At 44.0% G+C, this 17,990-nt stretch carries 18 protein-coding genes and 1 pseudogene; 2 read left to right on the top strand and 17 right to left on the bottom strand.

Annotated elements, in window-relative coordinates:
* Positions 1-26: 26 nt before the first annotated feature.
* The 4 genes from QFZ78_RS27785 to QFZ78_RS27770 form a co-directional block, all read right to left on the bottom strand.
* Positions 27-365, bottom strand: coding sequence for a hypothetical protein (locus tag QFZ78_RS27785; protein WP_307552307.1), 339 nt, complete (start codon positions 363-365; stop codon positions 27-29).
* Positions 366-469: 104 nt separating this feature from the next.
* Positions 470-940 (bottom strand): signal peptidase II, encoded by a 471-nt coding sequence (gene lspA, locus QFZ78_RS27780; protein ID WP_307552305.1) that lies wholly within the window; start codon positions 938-940, stop codon positions 470-472.
* A gap of 160 nt (positions 941-1,100) precedes the next feature.
* Entirely contained in the window at positions 1,101-1,736 is a 636-nt protein-coding gene (locus QFZ78_RS27775) for an HAD hydrolase-like protein (protein ID WP_307552304.1), read from the bottom strand.
* Positions 1,730-2,026 carry a hypothetical protein gene (locus QFZ78_RS27770; RefSeq protein WP_307552302.1) on the bottom strand — a complete coding sequence of 99 codons (297 nt, stop codon included), beginning with the start codon at positions 2,024-2,026 and terminating at the stop codon, positions 1,730-1,732. The genes QFZ78_RS27775 and QFZ78_RS27770 overlap by 7 nt, the downstream gene beginning before the upstream one ends.
* A gap of 310 nt (positions 2,027-2,336) precedes the next feature.
* Between QFZ78_RS27770 and QFZ78_RS27765 the strand changes: the two genes are divergently transcribed.
* On the top strand, positions 2,337-2,849 hold the full coding sequence (locus QFZ78_RS27765; protein ID WP_307552300.1) for a CBO0543 family protein: 513 nt from the start codon (positions 2,337-2,339) through the stop codon (positions 2,847-2,849).
* A 42-nt stretch (positions 2,850-2,891) separates the two neighbouring features.
* Here the strand turns inward: QFZ78_RS27765 and QFZ78_RS27760 are convergent, their stop codons facing one another.
* From QFZ78_RS27760 to QFZ78_RS27725, 8 genes are all read right to left on the bottom strand, one after another.
* Positions 2,892-3,716 (bottom strand): carbohydrate ABC transporter permease, encoded by an 825-nt coding sequence (locus tag QFZ78_RS27760; protein WP_307552298.1) that lies wholly within the window; start codon positions 3,714-3,716, stop codon positions 2,892-2,894.
* Positions 3,713-4,597 carry a carbohydrate ABC transporter permease gene (locus tag QFZ78_RS27755; RefSeq protein ID WP_307552296.1) on the bottom strand — a complete coding sequence of 295 codons (885 nt, stop codon included), beginning with the start codon at positions 4,595-4,597 and terminating at the stop codon, positions 3,713-3,715. Before QFZ78_RS27755 ends, QFZ78_RS27760 begins: the two co-directional genes overlap by 4 nt.
* On the bottom strand, positions 4,598-5,884 hold the full coding sequence (locus QFZ78_RS27750; protein WP_307552294.1) for an ABC transporter substrate-binding protein: 1,287 nt from the start codon (positions 5,882-5,884) through the stop codon (positions 4,598-4,600). It abuts the gene before it with no gap.
* Between the two features lie 122 nt (positions 5,885-6,006).
* Positions 6,007-7,167, bottom strand: coding sequence for a response regulator transcription factor (locus tag QFZ78_RS27745; RefSeq protein ID WP_307552292.1), 1,161 nt, complete (start codon positions 7,165-7,167; stop codon positions 6,007-6,009).
* Positions 7,168-7,199: 32 nt separating this feature from the next.
* Positions 7,200-9,032, bottom strand: coding sequence for a cache domain-containing sensor histidine kinase (locus QFZ78_RS27740; RefSeq protein WP_307552290.1), 1,833 nt, complete (start codon positions 9,030-9,032; stop codon positions 7,200-7,202).
* A gap of 169 nt (positions 9,033-9,201) precedes the next feature.
* Positions 9,202-10,158: a glycoside hydrolase family protein gene (locus QFZ78_RS27735; RefSeq protein ID WP_307552288.1), complete on the bottom strand. Its 957-nt coding sequence runs from the start codon at positions 10,156-10,158 to the stop codon at positions 9,202-9,204.
* Between the two features lie 13 nt (positions 10,159-10,171).
* Positions 10,172-10,426 (bottom strand): DUF6171 family protein, encoded by a 255-nt coding sequence (locus tag QFZ78_RS27730; protein ID WP_307552286.1) that lies wholly within the window; start codon positions 10,424-10,426, stop codon positions 10,172-10,174.
* A complete protein-coding gene (locus QFZ78_RS27725) occupies positions 10,423-11,904 on the bottom strand; it encodes an alpha-N-arabinofuranosidase (protein WP_307552284.1) in 1,482 nt (493 codons plus the stop codon). Before QFZ78_RS27725 ends, QFZ78_RS27730 begins: the two co-directional genes overlap by 4 nt.
* A gap of 197 nt (positions 11,905-12,101) precedes the next feature.
* On the opposite strand from QFZ78_RS27725, the gene QFZ78_RS27720 reads away from it, so the two are divergent.
* Positions 12,102-12,881, top strand: coding sequence for an AraC family transcriptional regulator (locus tag QFZ78_RS27720; RefSeq protein WP_307552283.1), 780 nt, complete (start codon positions 12,102-12,104; stop codon positions 12,879-12,881).
* A 114-nt stretch (positions 12,882-12,995) separates the two neighbouring features.
* Here the strand turns inward: QFZ78_RS27720 and QFZ78_RS27715 are convergent, their stop codons facing one another.
* The 5 genes and pseudogenes from QFZ78_RS27715 to yyaC all read right to left on the bottom strand — a co-directional run bounded on the left by QFZ78_RS27715 (position 12,996) and on the right by yyaC (position 17,946).
* Positions 12,996-13,505 carry a hypothetical protein gene (locus QFZ78_RS27715; protein WP_307552281.1) on the bottom strand — a complete coding sequence of 170 codons (510 nt, stop codon included), beginning with the start codon at positions 13,503-13,505 and terminating at the stop codon, positions 12,996-12,998.
* A 926-nt stretch (positions 13,506-14,431) separates the two neighbouring features.
* A complete protein-coding gene (locus QFZ78_RS27710) occupies positions 14,432-14,740 on the bottom strand; it encodes a hypothetical protein (protein WP_307552280.1) in 309 nt (102 codons plus the stop codon).
* 97 nt (positions 14,741-14,837) lie between these two features.
* Positions 14,838-15,133: pseudogene (locus QFZ78_RS27705) on the bottom strand (iron-sulfur cluster assembly accessory protein).
* A gap of 446 nt (positions 15,134-15,579) precedes the next feature.
* Complete coding sequence (locus QFZ78_RS27700; protein ID WP_307552278.1) at positions 15,580-17,364, bottom strand: ABC transporter ATP-binding protein; 1,785 nt, start codon at positions 17,362-17,364, stop codon at positions 15,580-15,582.
* 48 nt (positions 17,365-17,412) lie between these two features.
* Positions 17,413-17,946 carry a spore protease YyaC gene (gene yyaC / locus QFZ78_RS27695; protein ID WP_307552277.1) on the bottom strand — a complete coding sequence of 178 codons (534 nt, stop codon included), beginning with the start codon at positions 17,944-17,946 and terminating at the stop codon, positions 17,413-17,415.
* Between the last annotated feature and the right edge of the window lie 44 nt (positions 17,947-17,990).

Genomic DNA, 17,990 nt, shown 5'->3' with positions numbered 1-17,990 from the left:
AGACAGTGTCGTCGCTTGGTTTAACTTTATTTACTACTCACAGCTACTTTTCCTCTTACGGCTAGTTGAAGCTGCTCCAAACTCGTAATCCCCAAACTAATGAGCGCTTCTCCCGCTTCCATGTGGACATTCGCTAGCATATGCATACTTGTATTAGGTACAAGTGATTTTCGGAATTCATGAAATAAGACAGCGTTGTACGTTTTAAGAACTGTCATGAATTCTACCGTTGGAGGGATAAATGAACGGATTTCGGAAGCTTTCCAGAAGAAATCCCTCACTAACATAATATCAGCACCCGTACGCGTCAATTTTCGAATCATTGCAAAAAATTCATCAATCAATATCTGTTTATCCGGCCTCATGTGACCATCCCCCAGTTTAACGTCTTCTCGATCAAAAACCGTCTATTTGAAGGATATCACAAATGGTACTTTAGATCTACCTATATAGTTTAATATACCTATGTTTATTGAAATTTTTTCTCTTTTGGAAGCAATTTATGCCTGTAAGAGAGCAACATATCCAGTACAAAAAACACTACACCCAAATTAATGGCTAAGTCAGCCAAATTCATCACACCATTGCCAGAGCGAAACACGATGAAGTCGGTCACTTTGCCAAATAATAATCGTTCGATTCCATTACCAATCGCCCCGCCCACGAAAAATGCGGCACCACACTCTTTGAAGAATCCTTGAAAGCTTCCTTTTTTCCGGTAATACAAAATAACAGCAATAATTACAACTGCAAGAATTCCTAAATAACGAGCTGAGCCCTGCAGCGTACTGCCTGCTGCTCCACTATTTTGATAATGCGAAAACGAAATGATGTCTTTATAAAACGGCATAGATTCGCCTACTTTTAGGATAGACCGAATCCATACCTTCGTAATTTGATCCACGGCTGTCACTACAAATATGATGAGATAAAATAACATTAGACGCCTCCTTCCGCAAATATCACCTCATAAGATCTATTTTACATGATGACACCACTCGACTGCGAATGTTGCCAATAGCTCTTACAACAAGCAAACACAAATAACTACCTCAGACTCTGTCTGTGATAGCTATTTGCTCCCTCTTTTATCCTTCCACTCAGGTTAAGGACAGAAGTGTTTTTAGCAGCTCTCCGGGAGAGTTTACTAAGTAATCGGGCTTTCCGCTGAGCAATAAATGCTGCGAGTCATAGCCCCATGTAACGGCAACTATGGGTACGCCTAGTTTCCTGCAAGCCTCGATATCCCTTAATTCATCTCCAACATAGATCATCCGCGAGGGGGAAGTCCCCCATTGTTTCATTACTTTGCGAATCGAATGATGCTTACCAAAAATATGTTTAGCCGAAATGATTTCCTTGAACGCGCCATCCAGCTTATTATTTTTAAGAATCTGACGAATATTTACCTCGGAATTGGAAGAGAGAATGGAGCTTTTCATCCCTTGTGACGAAACTCTGGCAATAACCTCTTTCATCCCAGGTACAATGTGTAGTGTACGAATATTCTCTTGATAGAGCTGTCTTCCGGCCGTTACTAGCTTTGGAATTTGGAGTACCGGAACACCTAAACGATCCACCCGCTCAGAGATCGAAAGTGATCTCAGAATCGCAAGGTCTTGATCTCGAATCCTGCGAAATTGATACTGCACGGCCATTTCATTATAAAGCTTAACAAGCAATGCTCTAGAATCGACCAGTGTCCCATCAAAATCAAAGAGGATGTGTTTTACCATTCTGTTGTATATAGAAATATGACCGGACCCTCGGGCGGCACTTGGCGGATTTGATTATGAATAAACTCCTCAAGCGGGTCCACAGCGATATGCGGATTGCTAACGACACGTACATCTTCCCATACACAGGATACACCAAGACCATGTTCATCGGCATCACCGGCAAACATTTTACATCCATTGCAAAATTGCTCCTTCTGTTGATCATCAAGCTTCACAATTTTATTACGAAGACAGCAGTAAATTTCATTCTCTGTATTACATACATTAACATGGGTGATTAGAGCCATTGACTGTCAACTCCTTGCGGCACTTTTTGTGTGTAATAGTAAGTTTATCGCGCTATCATTAAGTGTATGACAGTTTTTTGTAAACGAAATATTTTTTCTCTGACAAACCACCTAAATTTGTTACAATAAGGAAAAACCACGTTCTCTTGGAGGAAATTTAATACAAAAATGGTAATCACTAACTCAAAAAAGAGGCCCGCTCTCTTATGAGAGTGGGCCTCTTTTACAAAATGACTTCATTGAATTTGTATGAACGATGGGTTAATTGGAATAATAAGGACTTAACATAAACAAAGGAGCTCGAAACCCCTTGGTTGCGATTATATACTCGGTTTTATGGTTACTAGTAGCTCTTCGGTTTGCGGACCGAAACTGGGAGAAGTACTATCCAACACTCCTCTTTGCTGCGCTTTGTAATGCTCTATATGAGTTTATCTGTTATCAATATCAACTTTGGCAAATGGAGCCGAATGGTCTTCCTGTTGCAACGATTCCGATCCTATTGCTTATTCTGATAGGCATGCCTGTATCGACTTGGGTATACTTGTCGAACTACCCGCGACATCGCAAACTTCTTTCCCAAGCTTATTACATCATCCTTTTCACTGGTATTTTTGTTTTGCTTGAATTTGTATCTGTAAAATGTGGATCAATAACGTATCATAACGGATGGAACCTACTTTGGTCCTCATTATTCGATATGATCATGTTTATCATGCTGCGTATTCATTATCGCAAACCATTATTCGGCCTGCTCATGTCGGTACCCTATACCGGATTATTGATGATTATTTTTAATGTAGGTTTTGATAAAATGAAATGAATCTCGCTTTTAGAAGCTTGTCATTCTATAATTTTCCATTTTCTAACCTTTAATAGCTCCACCAACAATGCCTTTCACGATTTGCTTTTGCATCAAAATAAAGAAGATAAAGATCGGAATCAGGGCAATCACCGTTAGCGTCATAAACATTGGCCAATTCACGGAGAATTCACCCTTGGCTTTATAAATTTGTAGAACAAGTGTAGCTTTACTCTGTGAATTAAGAAACAGCATCGGAGCCAGGAAATCATTCCAGATCCACATCGTTTGATAGATAATACTCGTTACCGTAATCGGCTTCAGCAGAGGCAGGATGATTCTCCAGAAAATCCCCCCAATGCTGCATCCATCAATGATTGCAGCTTCCGTCAACTCGCGAGGAATCGTCTTCATATAACCCGTCATCAGAAAAAATACGAAAACAGAACCGCCCATATAGAGTAATATCAGCCCCGACAATTTATCCGTCAGATGAAAGTCTGTCATCAATTCAAACAATGGAATCAACGTCGTTTGGAACGGAATGAGAAATCCGGCTAGTAAATAGGTTGTGATCCATTTATTAAGCCTGTTCGGATTAAAAACAATGGGATACGCCGCCATAGCGCCGATCAGCACCATGAATAGGACCGACACAACGGTTAAAATCAGACTGTTTTCGAAACTGCGCAGAAGATCAGTCTCTTTGAATACTTTGACATAATTAGAAAAATCCAAACGTTGAGGCAAGCTCATTGGGCTTCTTGCCGTTTCCTGAGTGCTCTTCAAGGTATTGACGATGATTAGGTAGAATGGAAAAAAGGTCATAATCCCTACGGGAAGCATCAAAATATCAAGCAGCCAGTTGCGTTTGTTCGTGACCATCATTGGATCTTATCCTCCCGCTTTTGCATCCACATCACTTGGAAATAAGTCAGAACCAACACGATGAGGAAGAAAATAATGGACATGGCGGATGCAAGCCCGTAATTGGTTTCAGAAATACCCCGAAGAACAATGACTTGTGTGATGGTATACGTTTCAAAGCCAGGTCCGCCTTTCGTCAGTGCAAACGGAATTTCAAATACCTTCAGTCCTCCGGTTAACAGCAGCATGACACTAACCGTCATGGCCGGTGCAAGCAGTGGCAGGGTGATATGGCGAATCTGCTGCCACTTGCTGGCACCATCGATCGATGCGGCTTCGAAATAGTCTTTGGGAATTGACTGTAGAAAGGCTAAGTACAGCACAGCGTGCCACCCTGTTCCCGCCCAAACGGATACAACAACCGTCGAAAGTTTGGCGAGCAAAGGATCAGACAGCCATGGTTGAGGACCGAGATGGAACAAGGTCTTAAGCACTTTGTTAAGCACCCCTGAAGAGATGGGAGCAAGTATAAATCCCCAAATATAAGCTAGAAGCAGCCCGCTAGGGATAGATGGAAAGAAGAAGATAGCCCGATACACATTTTTTGAGAGAAAGTTCTGATCTAGGATTAAAGCTAACGGTATAGCTAAGAGTGTTATAATAACAGTCGTTGCTATGGCATAGAAAAGTGTGTAGGAAAGACCTGAAACAATCGCGTCGTCGAAGAAAATCTTCGTATAATTTTTAAATCCAACGAAGTTGTAGACTTTGGTATAGCCGTTAAAATTAGTTAAGCTGAGTAAAAAAGACTTGATGAGCGGGTATATCGTAAACAAGGTATAGAAGAACAAGATCGGAATTAGAAAAACCTGATATTGAAACTGCCGCATGAATTTGACCATTTATTTCTTGTCCATTTCTTTCATTTTCTTGTCGAGAGATTTGGCCGCATCCTCTGGCGTGATTTTACCGACAACCATATCCTGTGTGGAGATGGTCAGCTGATTCCGTAATGCCTCTTGATTGCGGGACCATGAAACCATAGGCAGATAGAATTTCCCTTGTAGCAGTCCTTCCTTATATGCCTTCTCAATCGAGGGATGAACCTTACTCTCATATCCTTTTGCAGTAATAATGGCTCCAGTACCTTCCTCGAACTTCTTCAGACCTTCTGGCGAAGCCAAGTATTCGATGAATTTTAGTGCTTCGTCTTTGCGTTTCGTTTTGCTGTTCACTGCGAATCCAACGCCTGGCGCTCCAGCGTAGTAATTGCCCCCTGGTTTTGGTCCCGGAATCGCCATCATGCTGTATGCAAGATTCGGGTTCGCCTGTTGGATCGTATTGATACTCCATGGACCGCCAGTAAACATGGCCACATTCCCTAATGCGAATTCATTAACAATTTGGTCGCCAGTCAGGCCTATCATATCTGCTGTTAAGATTTTATTATCGAGAAGGCCTGTCTTGAACGCTTTAAGCGGCTCTGTCCAGCCTTGTTCGAACGTTTTTTCGCCTTTAAATATTTTCTCATCAAAATTCGGATCACCCGAGAGTGTCAAATTTGCGAATAGTCCGTCATGCATCATCGTGACATCCTGCATGTTATCATAAAATGGAATGATGCCTGCTGCCTTTAGCTTCTTGCAAGCTTCTATGAACTCGTTCCAAGTCTGAGGCTCCTGCTCAATCCCAGCTTTCTTAAATAGTGCTTTATTGTAAAATAATCCGCCAACCCAGCCCGTTTGTGTAAAAGCATATACCTTCCCATTCTTGCTGAGCATCGGCTTATTGCCGTCAAGCATTGTTTGGACGAATGGCTGGTTCGTTAAGTCCAACGCATAGCCCCCGTCAATGACTTCATTGCGGTTTTCGGCCGCGATAATGAAAAGGTCTGTTGCAGAGTCAGACAATAACATAGTCTGCAGCTTGGCAATATAATCTTTAACTGGAGGAGCCGTCTGGAAGTCAAAGGAGACATTCGGGTTTTGCGCCATAAAACCATCCATGACTGGCTTCATCTCCTTCTCGTTATTCCAGGAAAGAAGGCTTAGCTTTACTCCTTTTTCGGATCCTTTAGCAGCATTCCCCCCGTTACTGTTCGCATCAGAACTCGTACCACTGCTGCATCCTGTTGCGATCACAGACAAACTGACGAGCCCAACCATGGTCAACTTCGATACTTTTTTCATCTTTACATACCCCCGTAACGGTTTTTGAAAGCACTTACAATCTGATTGTAACCCCTTTCTAGCCCTTGTTTGAATTCATATTGTTGCACGATTTCTTGTCAATTGTTGCACGCCCTAACTCATCATGCATCCTTGTCCACGATTTGGGATGATCGATATTCCTTCGGTGTTACGCCAAAATATTTCTTAAATGTCCGGCTGAAATGACTCTCATCTACAAAGCCAATTCGTTCAGCTATGCTGTTATTTTTCCAACTTGTCTCCAGCAAGAGATGTGCTGCTTTTTGCATCCTTATTTTGGTGACAAAAGCCCAATAATTGACGCCAATTTCCTGTTTAAAAATACGGCTTAGCTGATACTTATCGATTTGGAATTGATCAGCAACGGTTTGTAAAGAAAGATCATCATCTACTTTCGATTCCACATACGCTTTGATTTTACGCACGGTATGTTCAAGCTTAGATGTTCCGGATTGGTTAAGATTTGTTTGGGCGGCATGCGCACTAACGTTAATTGCCGAAGAAAGTTCTTCGATATTCGTCTCGATACGACTCATACCAATGCTCAGGATACGATCAGGCGCTTCTTCTCCCCATTTTTTCAACAAAGATTCACGGAGTTCCATGAGATATTCGTAGTTATAAGCCTTTTTCATCCCGAAGCAAATAATCCTATTTTCACTACTGATTGTAGATTTAAACGAAAACAATTCGTTCTGAACATCTATACTTGACATGCACTTATCCGAAAGGAACTCCGGCATAGGCACGTTACCTGATACTGTCCATACAGCATACCGAGTAATTCCCAACAATTGAAAACTATCCCTCAGGATGATTAGATCTGTATTGGATAAAGGAATGCGATGCGCAGCCTTGTCCAAGCAGTTTGTAATCAGCAAATGGTTCTCTGCATGAATCTCTTGTACAAGCTCAATAATCACATTCTCCAATAATCGTGTATCCACTGGCTTTAGGAGATATTGGAAAACATGAAGCCGGAGCGCATCCCTCGCATATTCAAACTGATCATAGGCACTCAAAATGACGCTCTTCGGTCGCTTATCCATCGATTGCAGCTGTTTAAGTGCACCAAGTCCATCAAGGATAGGCATCCGGATATCGATGATAAGAATGTCGGGCTTATAAGTAACCGCCTGCGCGGCTGCCTCTTCCCCGTTGTAGACATGCAGAATATCTGTAATACCTAGAGACGCCCAGTCCATCATTTTATCCAAAAAAGTGTGAAGTGACATTTGATCATCAGCTATCATCAATTTCATGTGGAACACCTCGCGTTCAAAGGATTTATTTTTTATCGATCAGGAAGTACAATGTATACGCTTGTAAACGAATGTTGCACGCTTCGAATCCTAAGACCATAATCAGGACCGAACTTTAACCTTAATCGCTGGTTAACATTGTATAAACCGATACTTCCTTCTGAAGATTCTGTATTCTCTAACTTGGAAGCAAGCACCCTCAAATGGTCTTTCGTCATACCGCCCCCATTATCCTTAATTTCGATCAAAACGCCCTTTTTCACAGATACAATGTGGATGGATAACTTCGCACCTTGCGGATTCTCCTTAAAGCCATGTAGAATGGCGTTCTCAACAATTGGTTGTAGAATTAGCTTCACCGTTTGACATTTCAGTACAGCAGGATTCGGAATATGGGTCTGAATGAGGATTCGATTGTCATATTTGCGGTTGATGATAAACAAATAATCATTGACGTTTTGCAGTTCTTGTTTCAATTCAACGGTTTCATCTGATCGCCGCATGGAATACCTCAGTAAATTACTAAGCGAAAGCACCAAATGGTTGGAGTCCTCTGTATGGCCGCAGACGATTTCTGTTTGTAGAAGTTGAAGCGTATTAAACAGAAAATGCGGATGGATTTGCGACTGCAGTGTTTTAAGCTCTACTTCCTTCATTGCGATTTGCGCAACATAATTTTGCTTAACCAGAAGTTCGATCCTGTTAACTAATTCCTTAAATTTGTTGCCAATTACGTTCAGCTCCTGATATTTGTAATTTTTGGGAACGACGAAGAGACTGTCTTCTCCCGTACTATCAACCGTGGACAGCAGCCGCCTAAAGGGACGAGCAATGTGAATGGTCATCAAGACTGACGTAAGCGCATTCAATATGAGGAAAAGATAAAGAAATCCGATAAGGTTCGATCTGAGTTGTGAGGATTGCTTACTAATCTCCGACATTGGAATCGTAGAGATCATGCGCAGCCCTTTCACCGCGGTTGTGTGATAAATGACAAGCTGCTCCCTTCCCTCAATTGTAGAAATGAAACTTCCGGAATCTTCTTTGTAAATGTTAGCAATGCCTGGGAAAAATAAGATTTGGCCTATAGACTCCTTACTTTTATGAACCATTATTGTTCTATTTTCATCCACCATAAAAATATTTTCATTTTTTTGATAAGAGCTAAGTTCGAACATCGAGTTAATTTTGTTTAAATCCAAATTAGCGATGACCGCGCCGACGGTCGTTCTCATGCTATCTGTCACCGGAAACGCAATCGATAGGGTAGGTTGATTATATTTGGAAATACTCGATGTTACATAGTAATTTTGTTTATGGAGACCTAGTGTTACGAAGCCCTTATTCGGATTTGCCCAAACAGCTTCTTGAAACCATGGTTGGTTAGTGAAAGGATAATCCCAACGGAGCGTTTTGCGACCATCCAGATTGTTGATATAACCATTTTTTCCTAGAATTAAAATATCGCTAATCAACGATTGAAACGAAGTTACACCAAATGCCAGATCGGCTATGTTCCGCTCATGCTGAATTCGCTCTTCGATCGAAATCTTGTCGCCGTATGCCATTAACGAGATGACTGAATAGTGACCTGCCATGAGGACTAGCGGACGGGTCGCTTCCTCAAAATTAAAGCTTAACCCCCGAGCAGCCTGCTCCATTATTTTAAAACTGGATTGCGTCATTTCCTGAGTCAGCGCAGCCGTAGAATCACGGACGGACAGCAGCCCAAGAGTAGCGAGCAATAACACATTAATGCCCAGATACGATAATAAGATCGTACGAATAATCGTTCTTTGCAGCAGTGAGCGAATCAAAAATGCAATCCCGTTATTGAAACTCATTCCACGTAATCTTTGAATCACCTTAATCACCACTCATCATGATTAATATACTCATTAATTGGATATTATTTATTTTAATGTTATTTGATTTTTATCATAAACGTCTTCTTAGACTGTTAGACAGTTACGGTTTAGCAAAAGAAGGCTGCCATCGGCAGCCTTCTTTTGCTTCTAACCTTTCGTTTTCCGTTTATATAGTCGACTTTTCCCAAAGCTGCGGTTCCTGACGGAGCAACAGCTCGAAGGGTTCGTCACGATCACATACCAGGATGCCATCGATTACATCTAGCCGTGCAGATTGAATAGAGGACCGACGGGTTGCATAGGATGAGCCTTGGGAAACTGGTTTGTCGCTTTTCCGATCCGGATGGGTGAAATAAAAAATATATGCGGCGTCACCTTGCACCACGACATCGGCGTGAAGGCCAATTGTTCCGTCGTCTTCACGACTGCCGGGTTGGTCGAGAATGAGACCGCTTCGTTCCCATTTCTCCAAATCGTTAGAACGGTAAACGCCCTGGCCACGCCATTCATCGACAATCATCCAATAGTAGCCCTTAAGAAAGAATACGTTTGGTCCTTCATGCGGGCGTTCCGTGAGGACTGAGCCAACTACATGCCAATCATACAAATTCGCACTGTCCGCAGCATAGGTTGTCGATCCATTGGCCTCATCTTTATACCACATCCGGAATCGGCCATCCGGCATCTGGTATATGCAGGCGTCAATGACGTAGTCCGAGCTGAGCTGGATTACAGATCGATAGGTCCATGCAAGCAAATCGGGACTCGTATAGTGAAGCATGCTGCGCTTATGGCTGGCCCATTCGTTCGGTACACCTTGAATGTAGCTGACATACATGTGATAGAGACCGTCGTGCCATATAATCTCCGGCGCCCAAAATGTATTTCGGCCCCACTCTATATTCAAACCGGAAAGAGTACCACGATAAACCCAATTTTTCCCACCATCACTGGAAGATGCGACACCAAGATCGGTTCCATGCACCCATGCGACACCTATTTCTTCGGCCGTAGCTCTCCGGTTGGTGTAAATCATCCACCACTCTTGAGCCTGTCTGTTCCAGATAACAGTGGGGTCAGCGGCTCCATCATAAATCGGATCACGAAATAATGGTGCTTTCATGCTTTCTCCTCCTTTACCATTTGCTCCCTTGCGGTGCCGGACAGTTGGCTGCGGATAGCTTAGCTTTTACAGCCATCAGACAGCCGCACCAACGGCAAGTTGTACCGAATTGGTAGGCCTCGCAGCTTTGACATACCGACATTCGCCGGTCATACTCTTCTTCAGTCGTAAGTTTGACATTGCGAATGCGAAGTGTTTCCCCGAATAATTGTGCAATTTCTTCTGAAGAAACATGCACCGTTGCCGAGCAACCCTTGCAATCCGTCATAGGTTGACTCCAAGCGTCACTACCGACTTAGCAGGCAGCTTGACGATGAGTTGGTCATTTTCGATGCGGAAATCGCTAAAAACGGACGTTTTCACAATTTCCGGTTCCCCAAACGTATTATGCGATTGAATCGTATCGGAGGTTAGTATCCGCCCTGCAACATCGCCAACTTTCCCACCGCGGATTGTACAGGCCACTTCCAAAGCTTCAGCATGATGCAGATTACATAAAGAAATATGCAGGCGATTATTCGCATCCACGGATGCAGACACACTAAGCTGATCTATGCTCTGTCCATCCATTTCGTAAGACGGGCTTTCCATATCTGCGGCAACGAGGCTGGCACCCTGATGAACCTTATACATATCGAATACATGATAGGTTGGGGTCAGAATCATACTGGCGCCTTCCGTTAAAATGATCGCTTGCAGTACATTAACAACCTGAGCGATATTTGCCATGCGTACACGGTCGGAATGGTTGTGGAAAATGTTCAGATTAATTCCGGCAACAAGCGCATCGCGCATCGTATTTTGTTGATACAAGAAGCCGGGGTTGGTTCCGGGCTCTACGTTGTACCAAGTCCCCCATTCGTCCACGATGAGCGCGACTCTTTTGTCCGGATCGTAACGAGTCATAATCGTATCATGGCGCTCGATGAGCTCTTCCATGAACAGTGTCTTCTTCAGTGTTTCAAACCACAGTTTTTCGTCAAATTCGGTGGCCGACCCTTTGTCACTCCAAATACCGGTAGGGACTGTATAATAATGCAGACTCAAGCCATCCATAAAGCGGGCCGCCTCACGCATCAGCACCTCAGTCCAGTTATAGTCGTCGACATTGGGCCCGCAAGCGATTTTGAAAATTCGGTTATCGCCGTAATTCCGGACATAACAGGCATATTGCCGATACAGATCCGCATAATACTCAGGGCGCATGTTGCCGCCGCAGCCCCAGTTCTCATTGCCCACCCCGAAATAGGTTATCTTCCACGGCTGCTCGCGTCCGTTCTCCCTCCGCCAGTTGGCCATAGGCGACTCTCCGTCGAACGTCATATATTCAACCCATTCGGACATCTCAGCCACCGTTCCACTTCCGACATTACCGCTAATATAGGGCTCAGTACCGATGAGCTCGCATAAACGCAAAAACTCGTGAGTGCCGAAATGATTGTTCTCGACGACACCGCCCCAATGCGTATTAATCATCCTTTTCCGTTTTTCTTTCGGACCAACGCCATCTTTCCAGTGATATTCATCGGCAAAGCATCCACCCGGCCAACGGAGCACGGGGATTTCAAGCTGCTTCAACGCTTCTAGAACGTCATTTCGCATCCCCTCCGTGTTTGCAATCGGCGAATCCTTTCCTACATAGATGCCTTCATAAATGCAGCGTCCCAAATGCTCAGAAAAGTGTCCGTAAATATTGCGGTCGATTGTGCTTAAGCGAATGTCTGCATTGATAGTAAGTTTTGCCATGTATTCATGCTCCTTTGATTCACTATTTTCAGTATGCGGCAATCAACCCAAAGTTCATGTAAACATGCCTATTATGCTCTCTACTCTTCTCCACTTTGTCCATACTGTTTAATTAAATTGTACGTACTTGGTAATTCAGATACAATAAATTATAATAGTCAAAAACTGACCTATCGTGCTATTTAAGGAGATGCAGGATGATTCATTTAATTAGTTGCGGATATAATTTTATCCATTGGGATGGGATCACTATTGACCGTCCGGTAGGCGCAGGGAATTTTGCCTTTGTTTTTTTGAAAAATAATTCAGAAGTTATTCTCGACGGCAAGCAATTCGTAGCCGAAAAAAATTCTTATATCTTGTTTCGCCCTACAACCCCCCAACTTTACAGGGAATTGGATAAACCATTTGTTAACGACTGGTTCCATTGTGACGGCAATGACATTCAGGATTTTCTTATGCAGTTGGATTTCCCCCTTGACACGCCCGTCAAAGCCGCAGATCCTCTTTTAATTACAAGATGCATTATGGAATTGCATAGCATCAACCGCTTGGGCGGGCCGCTGCGCGATAAAATCATTGACTCGGATATAAGAACTCTTTTTATGAAGCTTCGCAATCTACTTGAAAGACCCGCCCTGCCCGACAAAACGAGCCGATATTTCAGCCAATTTACCGAGCTGCGCAACGAGCTCTACAGTTCCCCTCAAACGAATAGGTCCGTAGAAAATCTTGCTTCATGCATGAATTTAAGTAAATCTTATTTCCAGCATATCTATAAGGAGCTATTCGGGTGTTCTGTGGTTATAGACATCATCAACAGCAGGCTGGAATACGCCAAGTATCTTTTGGTTAACAGTTCGTTATCCATCGCCGCCATTTCCAAAATGTGCGGGTATGAAAATGATACCCACTTTATGCGCCAGTTTAAAAAATTCGTGGGCCTTACTCCTAGTCAATTCAAGTCCGGACGCTGAATAAGGTAACTAGTTGATATGAAAGCAACTCAGATTCCAAAACAAAAAACCGCTAAACCCAGCACGAATCAATTTCATGTCGAGGTTTCGGTTAAAAAGCCATGGATGTTTTTTTTAATTAGTCCCGCCTATCCTTGGGATGGCAGTGTAACTAGGTGTGCAGAGTTCGTTTTGTATTTTCTTAAAATGAATTTGTAACGAGCCAAAAAATATTTTCCCCTGATTGTAGTGAAGCTCACATTTATACCCGTATGAACGGGATGCGGATTGCAGCGCTTTATAACCTGGTAACGCAGTGACCAAAGTGGTAATCCGTTTAATAATATGGTTAGGCACTTTCGTAAACATCGTCGCGTAAATCCCATCGGCAACCGATACAAAGCTAGGCAATGTACGCTTGTCGAAATGCGAAAGTGTAACAAAATCGGCGACAATCGCCAGCATATCTTTGTTCAAACGGTTTAAATTTATGGTGATATCCTTGTAAAAGTAAATACCAAACCCGATTTTGTTCGTTAATGGGTTCAAACATTTTTTCAATTTCAACCATGTAGCTGCCGTATAAGTCTCAAGTTGATCCATAAATGTATGCCAGTTAAATAGTGATCTCAAACTTTTTTTCATTAAGTTCTCCTTCATTTCTATATGTTTACGTAATTTAGGTGTTTATTTTATTTGACTGTAGAACAAGACGGATTGTTCACAAGAAGCATTGGTAAATGTAGGAAGAGACATTAAAGGCAGCCTCTTTTCATAAAAAGTACAAACAAAAAGAAACCCATTCTGGGTAACTTGTGAAGTGGCGAGCAACACAATTCATCCTATCGAAGGGGTCTTTTTGTACAATAAATATAATAAGGCTTGTCAATAACTCTTGCTGCTACTTGCCGTAAGTTGTCGGGTCTAGGGCGAATGCAAGACTTTTCCAGTCAAAATCGCCTCGTGCTCCTCTAAGTAGATTTTCATGAGCAATGTTCCGGTAAAGTTGAAGCGCCTCGGAGTCGTTAAACTGTATAGTGTCTTGACCCAGGTGTTCGGAAAATAGTTGATTGCGGAGCGATCGCACCACTTTGGGGTCCCAAAACGCAGCGTTCATCTCCGTATGACCAAAGAGTGAATTCCAGTGAAGGTTGCAGGAACCTATGTCGCCCACGCATCGTCGATCAGCATTATTTTGGCATGTACATTAATATGGCTACGCTCCCTCTGTCCATTTAGCCCTGCTATTCCGACAAGTGCGAAATTCTCGTATCGGCCAAGCGCTTCTAAATGATCGAAGAAGCTTTTGCTATCATTAAAGGTTATTAATTTATTAAACAATCCTCTCCGTTATAATCCATGTTTTTAAAATACCTTGGACGAGACTTAACATCTCCTCATGCGCGGCTAAAGCTTTAACATGCAGGAACCCTCCGCATTACATTAAGGATGTTGGAACAGTGCGAAGCAAAAAAGCACAATGGATCAGGAACTATATTCTCCTGGTTCATTGTGCTTTTTTTTTGTATTTGGCCTGGATCGGAAAGCAACAGCTGAAACGCCTCCTGTTATTACCCTTCCAACACATCCGCCCCCAATTCGCCTGCAACCTCAACCATCTTGGGGATCACGGCTTCATGGGTGCCAGATACGTAAATATCTCCCTGATAATGCCGGAATGGGATCTTTATATCGCCGTAGCTCCACATGAAAAAATCCCCCTCAATAGACATGCTGGTAGAGCCTGATACCGTAAACACTGATGTATAGGAAAAATCAGGTTTGGACGTAAAATACTGTTTGCACTCTTCCAAAGATATTGTTTTCGCCGAATTGTCCTTTTCCTGAAATTCTCTTGTAATTCGATAGCGTTGACTCATTGAAATACCTCCATGCCCTTTGAATATAAAATAACCCACGTTTAGAAAACATGGGGGTTCTCAACAATCTGAGATTTTAACTTAAGCAAGTATTCACTTATTTTTCAAGAAATCCTGTTGAAGGGTTCGTTATGAAAAAGCCATCTTCAGGTACATGAAAATATTGAATCCAAACCCCATCTAAAAGATTTTCTCGTTTATCTAGTAAAATTTTAATGTCTCTGTTTCTACGATTTCATCATGTTCAGTAGGTGTATCAAGCTTCACATCATAATGCGCGTGATCTCCGTGATTCAGCGTAATAAATACACGAATCATCTTCCCTTCGGCTTCTTCACTACTCAACATATTTTTTAAGACCTTAGCTGCATTTCGATTGATTTTACATTTCATGTTTTACGACCCCTATTCATTTTTATACTGTAATAATATTAGTTACAGAAGGGTTTGTCAAGATATTCGAACTATAGTTTCCTTTCTCTTGTCATCAAAGGAGACTCCTTTTACTCCGATAAGCAATGACACCTTTGTTAATCTTATTCCCTTGACGTTGAGCTGTTATTCTTTGAGTTGTTTCTTCCCATGTAACCGAATATCAAGTGTAGCGGAACGTGAGTGCGTTATTCGATGGAAATTTGCTATCCGAAGATAACAACGTAATAGCGAAGCGTCGTTCCTCGTAAGCTTGAATTTTAGCTAATTTCACGTAAATAGCGAATCTACGTTCCTCTAAGTGGAGCCTACCTTTGGAAAATGAATGCCTATCCATGAAGAGGCTAATCCCTCTAAAGTATTTATTTATTCTTGGGGCAGCTAGTTACATCAACCGCCGCGTACAGCTACTCCTCAGCAGCGTGAGCGAACTGCGTGCTGTACAGCCGCGCATACAGCCCATCCAGTGCAAGCAGCTCTCTGTGCGTGCCCCGCTCCACGACGCTGCCCGCTTCGATCACCAGAATGTGATCGGCGGCAAGCACCGTGGAGAGCCGGTGCGCGATCACGAGCGTCGTGCGCCCTTGCATCAGCTCCTCGAGCGCCGCCTGCACATAGGACTCGGACTCCGAGTCCAAGTGCGATGTCGCCTCATCGAGGATGAGGATGCGCGGGCGCTTCAGGATCGCGCGAGCAATCGCGATCCGCTGGCGCTCGCCGCCGGAGAGCCGGTGGCCGCGCTCTCCTACCATCGTGTCATACCCTTCGGGAAGCGACACGATAAAGTCATGGATGTAGGCCTGCCGACACGCGGCCTCCATCTCCTCACGCGTAGCGTCCTCCCGCGCGAAGCGCAGGTTGTCGCCTATCGTCGCGTGGAACAGAAACGACTCCTGCGTCACGTACGCGATCTGCGCGCGCAGCGAAGCCAGCTGAACGTCGCGGACGTTCACGCCATCGACCTCGACGACACCCGACGTCGAGTCATACAGCCGCGCGATCATGCCGATCAGCGTCGATTTCCCCGCGCCGCTTGGTCCGACGAGCGCGACCATCTCACCTGGCTGCGCCTCGAATGTAACGTCCCGCAACGCGTACTGCCCTGGCTTATAAGCAAAAGAAACCTGCTTATAAGCCACCCGACCCGCGACCTGCTTCAGCGGCGCAGCCCCAACAGAGTCCATGACATCCGGCACCATGTCCTGGTACTCAAAGATGCGCTGGAATACGCCTAGCGCAGTGGCCACCTCGACATGCAGGTTCAGCAGCGTACCTACAGGCATGTACAACCGGCCAAGATATGCCGCGAAAGCGACGATCGAGCCCAACGTCATGCTGCCGGATATGACGGAGTAGCCGCCGTACATATAAATAATCGCTGTGCCTAACGGCCCCAGCGTACTAGTAGCCATCCCGAACCAACGGCCGATTAGATTGAGCCGCAGCTCCAAATCCATGACCTTCTGATTCATAGCCGTAAACTCGATTTCCTGCTGCTTCTCCCTGCCGAAAATACGCGTCAACAAAGCACCGGAAATCCCGAAGTTTTCGCTAAGCTGAGAAGTAATATCCGAACGCACTTTCTGCGTTTCCGTGCGCAGCGATTTCCTTAACCTTGATACTTTTTTCACAGGCAGCACGAACAGCGGAAGAATAAGCACAGAGATAATGGCCAGCTTCCAATCAAGGGCAAACAAAATACCAATCGTCGAAACAACAATGACAATCTGAGTAATTGAGGACACAACCAGCGAGGTCACGACACTCTGCACAGCTTGTACGTCTCCCGTGATCCGCTGAACAATTTCCCCCGACCGAGCATCCGTAAAGAATGCCATCGATTGCCGCTGCAAATTATGAAACAAGGACTGTCCTAAATCTCGAATAACCCCTTGGGTTACTTTGGTATTGAGATGATTTTGCCATACCCCAAGTATACCGCTAACGACAGGCAGAAATAGCATTAACAGCGCCATCCCTGCCAGAAGCTTCACATTGCCCTTTGGAATCGCTGTATCAATAATCTCTTTCATCACCAATGGAGGGATTAAACCAATAATTGCCGCAAACAACGCCAATCCTATAATCGCCAGCAGTTGTCCCCAATATCCCTTGAACAACCGCAAAATCCTTTTTACCGAAACATCCTTTAACTTCGCTTTAGGCCGATTCCTATCGGAAAGTCGCCCCATACCGCCTGGTCCCACTATTCATCTCTCCGTTCTACCCTAAGCTGCCTTCTAAATAGGAAAAGCATGCTCGATTGCTTTCGTCACTTCATCTGCCATCTTCAACACGCTGTACAGCGATGTCGTTTGTAGAACACTATACTGTCTTGGACCGTCTGCATTGACGATAGCGGCGATCGTATAATCCCCAACCTGAGGCAGCACCTTCCCAACTGACTTCCCCGGAGCCAATGGCTGATTAGACACCTGATACATGCCCACAGACAGCTTTTGACCCAAACAAGCATCAATCGCAATCACCACACAGCCATGTGGAATTTCCCGTAAGCGCGCTGCTATGTTACTAGCATCACAAGGCGCTTCAAGTGTTCCTATTACATGCGGATACCCGAGTTCCATAAGTCTGCTCCCTACAAGCGGGCCCAGTGAATCACCTGTAGATCGATCTGTTCCTATACATACAAAAGCCAACTTATCCGGCTTCATCACCGACTTTTTCCCAATCGCTTTGAGAAAGATGGCCAACTGTTCGCCATTCATCTTTTTCCAATACTGCTCCCGCGGTTCAATCCGTTCTTCCCCCATCTGATCCTCCCTTAACACGCATTCAGCAAAATTTCCCCTCACTC

Origin of the sequence: Paenibacillus sp. V4I5, assembly GCF_030817255.1 — a bacterium.
Lineage (GTDB): Bacteria > Bacillota > Bacilli > Paenibacillales > NBRC-103111 > Paenibacillus_E.
This window is presented reverse-complemented; position numbering and strand designations above follow the sequence as displayed.